The organism is Pseudomonas sichuanensis (genome assembly GCF_003231305.1).
Taxonomy (GTDB): domain Bacteria; phylum Pseudomonadota; class Gammaproteobacteria; order Pseudomonadales; family Pseudomonadaceae; genus Aquipseudomonas; species Aquipseudomonas sichuanensis.
In genome coordinates, this window is record NZ_QKVM01000012.1 from 110,149 (window position 1) to 117,336 (window position 7,188).

At 63.4% G+C, this 7,188-nt stretch carries 11 protein-coding genes and 1 tRNA gene; 1 reads left to right on the top strand and 11 read right to left on the bottom strand.

Translation table 11 applies throughout. The features are described from left to right. Positions 1-84: 84 nt before the first annotated feature. From DM373_RS08930 to DM373_RS08960, 7 genes are all read right to left on the bottom strand, one after another. Entirely contained in the window at positions 85-1,086 is a 1,002-nt protein-coding gene (locus tag DM373_RS08930) for a glycosyl transferase family protein (RefSeq protein ID WP_110993209.1), read from the bottom strand. Continuing rightward, entirely contained in the window at positions 1,083-1,418 is a 336-nt protein-coding gene (locus DM373_RS08935; RefSeq protein WP_110993210.1) for a TusE/DsrC/DsvC family sulfur relay protein, read from the bottom strand. The genes DM373_RS08930 and DM373_RS08935 overlap by 4 nt, the downstream gene beginning before the upstream one ends. Continuing rightward, complete coding sequence (gene tusB, locus DM373_RS08940; protein ID WP_110993211.1) at positions 1,415-1,711, bottom strand: sulfurtransferase complex subunit TusB; 297 nt, start codon at positions 1,709-1,711, stop codon at positions 1,415-1,417. Before tusB ends, DM373_RS08935 begins: the two co-directional genes overlap by 4 nt. Then, complete coding sequence (tusC, locus tag DM373_RS08945) at positions 1,711-2,070, bottom strand: sulfurtransferase complex subunit TusC (protein ID WP_110993212.1); 360 nt, start codon at positions 2,068-2,070, stop codon at positions 1,711-1,713. Before tusC ends, tusB begins: the two co-directional genes overlap by 1 nt. A gap of 1 nt (position 2,071) precedes the next feature. Further along, entirely contained in the window at positions 2,072-2,464 is a 393-nt protein-coding gene (gene tusD, locus DM373_RS08950) for a sulfurtransferase complex subunit TusD (RefSeq protein WP_110993213.1), read from the bottom strand. A gap of 87 nt (positions 2,465-2,551) precedes the next feature. Next, positions 2,552-3,931 carry a nucleobase:cation symporter-2 family protein gene (locus tag DM373_RS08955; RefSeq protein ID WP_110993214.1) on the bottom strand — a complete coding sequence of 460 codons (1,380 nt, stop codon included), beginning with the start codon at positions 3,929-3,931 and terminating at the stop codon, positions 2,552-2,554. Positions 3,932-4,119: 188 nt separating this feature from the next. Beyond that, on the bottom strand, positions 4,120-4,791 hold the full coding sequence (locus tag DM373_RS08960; RefSeq protein ID WP_110993215.1) for a Bax inhibitor-1/YccA family protein: 672 nt from the start codon (positions 4,789-4,791) through the stop codon (positions 4,120-4,122). A gap of 149 nt (positions 4,792-4,940) precedes the next feature. On the opposite strand from DM373_RS08960, the gene DM373_RS08965 reads away from it, so the two are divergent. After that, a tRNA-Ser gene (locus DM373_RS08965) sits at positions 4,941-5,028 on the top strand. Between the two features lie 110 nt (positions 5,029-5,138). On the opposite strand, the gene DM373_RS08970 is transcribed toward DM373_RS08965, so the two are convergent. The 4 genes from DM373_RS08970 to DM373_RS08985 are packed head-to-tail and all read right to left on the bottom strand — an operon-like array spanning position 5,139 to position 7,126. Beyond that, positions 5,139-6,200, bottom strand: coding sequence for a tyrosine-type recombinase/integrase (locus tag DM373_RS08970; RefSeq protein ID WP_110993216.1), 1,062 nt, complete (start codon positions 6,198-6,200; stop codon positions 5,139-5,141). 1 nt (position 6,201) lies between these two features. Continuing rightward, the gene (locus tag DM373_RS08975) at positions 6,202-6,444 is read right to left on the bottom strand and encodes a DUF4224 domain-containing protein (protein ID WP_110993217.1); all 243 of its coding nucleotides are present in this window, start codon (positions 6,442-6,444) and stop codon (positions 6,202-6,204) included. A gap of 39 nt (positions 6,445-6,483) precedes the next feature. Continuing rightward, positions 6,484-6,840 carry a hypothetical protein gene (locus tag DM373_RS08980; protein ID WP_110993218.1) on the bottom strand — a complete coding sequence of 119 codons (357 nt, stop codon included), beginning with the start codon at positions 6,838-6,840 and terminating at the stop codon, positions 6,484-6,486. A 58-nt stretch (positions 6,841-6,898) separates the two neighbouring features. Next, entirely contained in the window at positions 6,899-7,126 is a 228-nt protein-coding gene (locus DM373_RS08985; protein ID WP_110993219.1) for a hypothetical protein, read from the bottom strand. Positions 7,127-7,188: the final 62 nt, after the last annotated feature.

A 7,188-nucleotide genomic window follows, 5' to 3' on the forward strand; every position in this document is an offset into this window, starting at 1 on the left:
CGGAACAAAGTGTTTGTCGTTGGAGCTCAGTCTAGAGCAATGCGTTCGAACGAATAGCGCAAAGAGTGCGGCTAACAGATCAGTTTATTTGATGTTTGCGCGGGCGGCCCAGTAGGCGCGGGCGGTACTGAACGCCAGCTCGCGGTCTTGGCCCAGGCCACGCAGGGCCAGGGCCATGGTCGCGACCACGGCCATTTCGCCGTAGCTGTCTTCGGCTTCGCCGCGCCACACGGCAAGCAGGTGCTCCGGTTGCAGGCTGGCGGGCTTCACGTGACGCTGGGCGCTCAGGGCAGGCCACTCCTCGTCCCAGGCATCGCCGGCCGAAGCGCCGTAGAGATGGCTGGTGACATCCGGGTTGATCTCGATCTCGCCACCGTCACCCTTGATCACCAGTGCGTGGTCGCCCAGCAGTCGGCTGGCCTCGCGGTGCACGGCCTGGTAACCGGGGTGGAAGATGCTCTGCAGGCCGCAGCGCGCGGCGAGGGGGTTGAGCACCCGGGCCAGCGAGTGGATCGGTGAGCGCAGGCCGAGGGTATTGCGCAGGTCGATCATGCGCTGCAACTGCGGCGCCCAGTCCTGCAGCGGGAAGAAGGCCAGCTGGTAAGTGTCCAGCGTTTGCGCAACGCTTGCCCAGTCACGACACAGCGGGATGTCCAGCAGGCCGAGCAGTTGTTCGGTGTACAGGCGCCCGGCCGTGTGGGCGCCACCGCCGTGCATCAGGATGCGTACGCCATTGCCGGCCAGGCACTTGGTCGCCAGCAGGTACCAGGGCAGGTGGCGCTTCTTGCCGGCGTAGCTCGGCCAGTCCAGGTCGACGTTGATACGTGGCGCCTGCAGGTGGGCGCGCAACGCCTCGGTGAAGCCCGCCAGTTCCTCGGCGCTTTCCTCCTTGTGCCGCAGCAGCATCAGGAAGGCACCGAGCTGGGTGTCTTCGACCTTGCCCTCGAGCAGCAAGGTCATGGCTGCGCGGGCCTCCTCGCGGGTCAGGCCGCGGGCGCCGCGCTTGCCTTTGCCCAGGATGCGCACGAATTCGGCGAAGGGGTGTTCGGTCGGTGTTTCCAGAGTGAGCGGGCGAGGTGCGTTCATATGCAGTTGGTCGGCTTGGGCAGGCCCGCCAGCTTGGCGGCGAGTTTGGCGGGGGTGCCATTGAACAGGCGATTGAGGTGCGGGCTGTTGCCCTTCTCCGTGCCCAGTTTGAGCGCGGTGTACTTGATCAGCGGGCGGGTGGCTGGCGACAGCTGGTACTCGGCGTAGAACTGGCGCAACAGCTCGAGGATTTCCCAGTGGTCGGTGGTCAGGGCGATGGCTTCACGGGCAGCCAGTGATTCGGCGACCTCGTGGGACCAGTCCTGCAGGTCGACCAGAAAGCCGTCTTTGTCCAAGGCGATGGCGCGATCGCCGACAGTCAGGGTGCTCATAGCCAGCTGTTGACCTTGTCGTAGTGCAGGGTGAGTTCGACGAAGGCCGGGTAGTCCACGGCCTTGGCCAGTGGGCTGGCGAGGGCGCGGGCTTGCAGGTCTTCGTCGAGGGCGTACAGGCGCTCTTCGAGGTTGGCGGCTTGCAGGGCGCGCAGAGGCTCGCTACCGGCTCTGAGCGCATAGGTGGCGTCGCCACACAGCAAGATTGCGTCTTGTGGGCCGAGCAGGCGCAGGCAGCTGGCCAGGCGGTCGTCCGCGAAAGGCGAGTGGGCAATTACGTGCAGGGTCGTCATCAGAGGGTTACCACCTGGTCGAAACGGGCGATGAGCGCGGCCAGTGCGGCATCGTCGAGGACCTCGACGGGCAAAGCCAGCGTGGTGCTGTCCAGGCCGCGGCGGGCCAGGCTATGCGCGCAGGCGAACAGCTCCTCGACGCCGAACATCGGCAAGGCCTGGAGGTTGGCGGCCAGGTTCTTCTGCTGCAGGGCGTCCGGGTGCTGATCTTGAGCCAGCTGGAACACCCCGTCGTCGAGGAACAGCATGCCCAACGGCAGGTCGAAGGCACCGCCGGCCAGGGCGATATCCAGGGCTTCACGGGCGGACGGGCCGCTCCACGGCGCCTGGCGGCTGATGATCAGAAGCGATTTGGCCATTTCAATCACCCCCAAAGCAGATCAGGCGGTCGGCCACCTGTGCGGCTTCGTGCAGTTGGCCCAGGCCGGACAGTTCCCAAGGTGCCGGCAGGTTCACGGCCGGGCGCTGGTAGCGGTTGGCCTCTTCTTCATTGAGCACGCCCCTGCGCAGGGCTGCGGCAATGCAGACCACGGCGTCGAGCTGGTGCTTGCTGATGAACGCGCGCCATTGATGGGCCACGTCGAGTTCATCCTGCGGCGCGACGATATTGGCCGAGGCGCTGTGCACCCCGTCCTGGTAGAAGAACAGCCGAGCAATTTCATGCCCGCCGGCCAGTGCCGCCTCGGCGAAGCGCAGGGCGCGACGCGAGGAGGGCGCATGCGCCGGGGAAAAGACCGCAATGGCGAATTTCATGGAAAACCCGTGTAAAGGAATGCGGCCATGATAAAGCAAAAAGCCCGCGCTGGTGGGCGCGGGCTCGGTCTGCAAGGCCGTGATCGGTCAAGCCTGTTCCTTGCTCTCCGGCAGGAACCAGTTGAGCACCAGGGCGCAGATACCCCCGGTGGCAACGCCCGACTCCAGCACGTTGCGCAGCGCCGCGGGCATGTGTGCGAGGAACTCCGGCACCTGAGCCACGCCAAGGCCCAGGGCCAGCGACACGGAAATGATCAGCAGCGCCCGACGGTCGAGGCGGGTGCTGGCGAGGATGTTGATACCCGATGCGGCGACGGCGCCGAACATCACCATGGCCGCGCCACCCAGGACCGGCTCCGGCACCGCCTGGATAACCCCGGCAACGCTGGGGAACAGGCCCAGCAGGACCAGCATGGCGGCGATCCAGATGCCGATATGGCGGCTGGCGATGCCGGTCAGCTGAATGACGCCATTGTTCTGGGCGAAGATCGAGCTGGGGAAGGTGTTGAACACGCCGGCCAGCAGCGAGTTGGCGCCGTTGACCAGCACCCCGCCCTTGATCCGCTGCATCCACACCGGGCCTTCGACCGGTTGGCGCGAGACCTTGCTGGTGGCGGTGACATCGCCGATGGCTTCCAGCGAGGTGACCAGGTAGATCACCAGCATCGGAATGAACAGCGCCCAGGAGAAACTCACGCCAAAGTGCAGCGGCGTCGGTACCTGGAACAACGCGGCCTGGTGCATGCCGGTGAAATCCAGGCGTCCCAGGTAGCCGGCCAGGGCATAGCCCACGGCCAGGGCGATGACGATGGCGCAGCTGCGCATCCATACCACCGGGATACGGTTGAGGATGACGATGATTGCCAGCACCACGCCCGACAGCAGCAGGTTTTCGCCGTTGGCGAAGGTGCCGTTGGCCATGGCGCCGAAGCCGCCGCCCATGCTGATCAGGCCGACCTTGATCAGGGTCAGGCCGATCATCAGCACGACGATACCGGTGACCAGTGGGGTGATCAGGCGTTTGACGAAGGGCAGGATGCGCGAAACGCCCATCTCTACGAACGAGCCGGCAATGACCACGCCAAAGATGGCCGCCATCACGCCTTCTACCGGTGTGCCCTGTTTGACCATCAATGCGCCGCCCGCGATCAGCGGGCCAACGAAGTTGAAGCTGGTGCCCTGCACGATCAGCAAGCCGGCGCCGAACGGCCCGAAGCGCTTGCACTGCACGAAGGTGGCGATGCCGGAGATCACCAGCGACATGGACACGATCAGGTTGGTATCGCGAGCCGAGACCCCCAGCGCCTGGCAGATCAGCAAGCCAGGGGTAACGATCGGCACGATGATCGCCAGCAGGTGCTGCAGTGCCGCCAGCAGGCCGATCAACAGGCGAGGCTTGTCCTCAAGGCCCAGGACCAGTTCGTTGGCAGGCGCCGCCGCGCCCGGCCCGTGTTCGTGTGAACTCATGGGAAATGCTGCCCCGGAAGAAAAAAGGAGCGCATTCTACGGGCTGAATCCCGATAGGGGTAGAGGTTAGGAAGATAGCGTCACAATCGCAGATGAAGCTGACTTAAAGGTCAATTTGTGCGGCCTTTTCATCGGCCACGAAAAAGCCCGCCGAAGCGGGCTTTTCCTGGCTGCTCGACGGGTTTGAATCAGTCGTCGCGGCCCATGATGCCGAACAGCTGCAGCAGGCTGATGAACAGGTTGTAGATCGACACGTACAGGCTGATGGTCGCCATGATGTAGTTGCGCTCGCCGCCATGGATGATGGCGCTGGTCTGGAACAGGATGCAGACCGACGAGAACAGTACGAAGCCGGCGCTGATCGCCAGTTGCAGGCCGCTGATCTGGAAGAAGAAGCTGGCCAGCACGGCGCCCATCAGGACGAAGAAGCCAGCGGTGATGAAGCCACCGAGGAAGCTCATGTCCTTGCGGGTGATCAGCACATAGGCAGACAGGCCACCGAAGACCAGTGCGGTCATGGCGAATGCCGAGCTGACGACTTCGGCGCCACCGCTCATGCCCAGGTAACGATTGAGGATCGGGCCGAGGATGAAGCCCATGAAACCGGTGAGGGCGAAGGTGGATACCAGGCCCCAGACCGAATCACGCAGCTTGGCGGTGAGGAAGAACAGGCCGTAGAAGCCGATCAGCACGACGAACACGTTGGGGTAGCGAACGCCCATCTGCTGCGAGACGAAGGCCATGATGCCGCTGAAGGCGAGGGTGAGCGCCAGCAGGCTGTACGTGTTGCGCAGGACCTTGCTGATCTCCTGCTGCTCGACCTGCTGGCCGTGGTGGACGGCGTAATCCTGTTCGCGCATGGCGACACTCCTTTGGTGTGTACCCAGGCATTGAAGCCTGGCGAATGAAACGTATGGTTGCTGGAGCATACCAGAGCTGCCGCAACCCGCGACACAGAGAGTTTGACAGCTTGTTACATTAAGGTATTATTGCCGCCGCAAAACCAGCTGGAAGCGTGGCCGAGTGGTTTAAGGCAACGGTCTTGAAAACCGTCGATGGGCAACTATCCTAGAGTTCGAATCTCTACGCTTCCGCCACTTTCAAAGCCCTGATTATTCAGGGCTTTTTGCGTTTTTGGGGCATTGAAAAACTACCCGTGGGAACACCCTTGGGAATGGTTTATTTCGGAAGCGCTTCCGAAACTTTACTACTTGGTGGGTTTCGCCAAGGCTCCAACTCGGCGATAAACCCGCTCGGTAATGTCGCCCTTGGTGTGGCCCAGCAGCAGGCTGGCGTGGTCGACATCGGTGATCTCTGAAGCAGCTTTCGGGCGGATGTCGCGGAACTGAAACTGGCTGATTCGGCCGGCCAGCACCTGGTCGCCGGCGGCGACTGCTTCCTTCACCGCTTCCTCCCTGGCATCGTCCCAGCGATGGCGCAGCATCGGCGCCGTCACCCGCTTGCCGCTGTCGGTCAGCAGCAGGTATGGCGACCCATGCGGAGCGTTGCGCTCCAGAATCTTCCTGATCAGGGCGCCCAGGCTGCTCTCCACACCATCCACTTCCAGCATGATCCGCAGCTTCTTTTGGGTCTTCTTCTGCTTCACGCCAAGGGCCTTGCCCTCGATGTCGTCCTTCCTCATCACCAGCACGTCCGCCGGACGCTGGCCTGTCAGATACGCCAAGTCCATGGCGTCCTTCAGTTCACCCACCGCCTTCGCGTAGACAGCGCTCCAGATCGCGTCATTGGCGTAGAAGTCCCGCGGCACCTCTTTATTCTTGCGCACGCCCTGGCATGGGTTTTCGCTGGTGGTAAGCCCCCACTCCCGGGCGATGTTGAAGATGTGCGACAGGGTGGCGATCTCACGGTTCGCCCTGACCGGCGCCGTCCTGGCATCGCGGTATTTCGCCACATGCGCAGGCGTAATCCCGTCGATTGGCGCCTTTTCGAAGTAATTGCGCAGCTGGCGAATCTCGGCCAGGTTGTCCTTCTGGGTGCGCGGCGCCTTCTTCGGGATGATGTCGCGCTCATACCGATCGAAGATTGCACCCATGGTGACCAGGTCCTTCGGTTTTTCCTTCGCCTCCAGCTCGGCCCACTTCAGCCTCGCCAGGCTCAGGTCGGTGCCTAGCGGGATTTCCTTCCCTTCCTTGTCGCGGTAGTAGTAGCTGATCCAAGCCTTTCCTGGGTTCTTCTTGCTCTTGCTGGTGCGCTTGCGCCGGTAAACACCCGGCGGCAAGTCCCTGTTCTCGGTGCTCCTGGGGCGCATTTCACCTCACCTTCGAAATATCTGGTGTCCACGTTGGGGCGGCTGGCGGTGGCGGCTTCATCGGCACCACTTCAAGCGTCACGCCCAGTTTCATGCGCACGTAGTGGCGACCAACCAGTGGCCGCCCGCTTCGGGTTTCAACGAATACCCAGCCGCGCTCTTCGAGCCAGCGGCGCTGGTAGCCCCTGGCCTTGTAGCCGGTCAGCTCGGCCAGCTCTTCGTCCGAAAGGATCTCGGTTTCCATGGGATGGTCTCCACGCCGCCGGTGGCGGCAGGTTGGTGGTCAGGCGGCTTTCTGCGACTGGGCGCGGTCTCGGCGCCGGCGCATTTGCACCTGGAATCGATAGGTCTTGAAACGGCGGCCGTCACCGCAGTCAATCTCCGGTGCCAGGTTGCAAAGGTCTTCGTCGAGCATCCCGAAGTAGTAGAGGTGCTCGCCGTCGCCTACCCACTCGGGCTGGGCGATTGCCCAGTCGCGCGCCTGGACGCAGCCCGCGCAGGTCTTGAAGCTGCTCATGTCGCCTTCCCAGCGGCCCGCGACGAGTTGGTATGCCTGGCCTGGCTCGATGTGCCCGCGGCACTCGCAGCAAATGTGGCGCTTCCTGGCCACGGGTTCGGATGTCGTCTGGAAATCGGACATAGGTCATCCTCGCCCGCGCATGTTGGCGGGCTTGAGTTGTAGGAGGGAGGGGTTACGGCTAGGCGTTGCGCGAAAGCGCGTGCGCAAGGTGGCGGGCGTAAGTCGAGACGGCGCGCCAGTAAGCGGCCATCGGGCCCTTGCGACGGAGCCAGGAGTTTTCGGCCTCGGCGTCGGCTTGGGTGCGCAGTTCGCGCATCACCGCCTCAATGCGCGCCCTGTCTTCTGCCGGTAGCTCCAGCAGTGCCTGACCAGCTGGCAGCTTCAGCAGCGGGTTGATGTAGCCCATGGGGCCTCCTGGCTGACTGTGACCTGGTGAATATTCATCGCGGCCCCCTGTAGATCAGGTAG